At 53.3% G+C, this 1,032-nt stretch carries 1 protein-coding gene and 1 pseudogene; one reads left to right on the plus strand and one right to left on the minus strand.

The window, feature by feature from the left end; genetic code table 11:
• Positions 1-402: pseudogene (locus AC2YI2_RS35040) on the minus strand (alpha/beta fold hydrolase); the annotation flags it as partial.
• Between the two features lie 202 nt (positions 403-604).
• Here AC2YI2_RS35040 and AC2YI2_RS35045 point away from each other — a divergent pair.
• The coding region (locus AC2YI2_RS35045) for a LysE family translocator (RefSeq protein ID WP_487391129.1) at positions 605-1,032 on the plus strand (428 nt) is incomplete at its 3' end.

Raw genomic sequence — 1,032 nt, forward strand, 5'->3', positions numbered from 1 at the left:
AACGCGTCTTCATACGGAATGTCGCCGTTCTGAATGATTTGTCCAACAATTCGTTCAGGCTTCATGATGGCCAGCCTTGCTCCGATGGGAGAGCCGAAGTCATGTAGATAGAGAACGAAACGATCCAGTTTTAGCGCGTCGACGAATGCATCGAGCCAGGTGGATAGCCATCGAACGTGTAGGAGAAGCCCTCTGGATTGTCGCTATAGCCGAAGCCCGGATAATCCGGTGCAATCACTCGCCACCTATCCGCCAACTCGGACATCAAGTTCCGGAATTCGTAAGATGAGCACGGGTAGCCGTGCGGCAATAATACCGCTGGCGCATCCGGTTGACCGGCCTCTCGATAGAAAGTTCAACACCGGCTATGGAGGCCCTACAATGCCTGATACGCGTGTCCATGAATTGCTCCTTTAAAGTTTAGCGCGTAACGTCTGCAGATAGCTGCGGTTCCGCAGCATATACCCACGCCGGGCAGTGTCATTTATCCCGCGGCAACATCCGGGTGTTGTGTTGCATCGCTGTAGCCGCAGGCTGTAGAATGAGCTAAATGTTCGAGGGACAATCGGCCCCTACAATTTGCGGACTCTCGGGAGAACAAGGAATGATCGACCACGCTACCTTGCTGGCCTATTGTGCAATTGTTCTGGGCTTCGTTTTCATTCCAGGGCCAGCAACACTGTTGACTATCGCAAGAGCCACGACCTCTGGTGCTAAAGTTGGCCTTGCTACCGGCGCAGGGATCACAGCGGGCGACATCATCCATACAGCTTTCGCAGTGGTTGGAATCTCAGCGATAATCGCGGCATCCGCAACGCTGTTCGATATCATCAAATACATTGGCGCAGCGTATCTGTTTTATCTAGGCGTCAAGGCAATCCTGGCAAAGGACTCCACTGTGTTTGGGAAACGCGAACTGCCGCTTACGGCTGCTCAAGCCTTCCGGCAGGGCATTCTGGCTGAAGTGCTCAATCCAAAAACCGCATTGTTCTTTCTGGCCTTCCTTCCGCAATTCGTGCGCCCTGAGAATGG

This window comes from Rhizobium sp. SRI_017 (assembly GCF_057586295.1).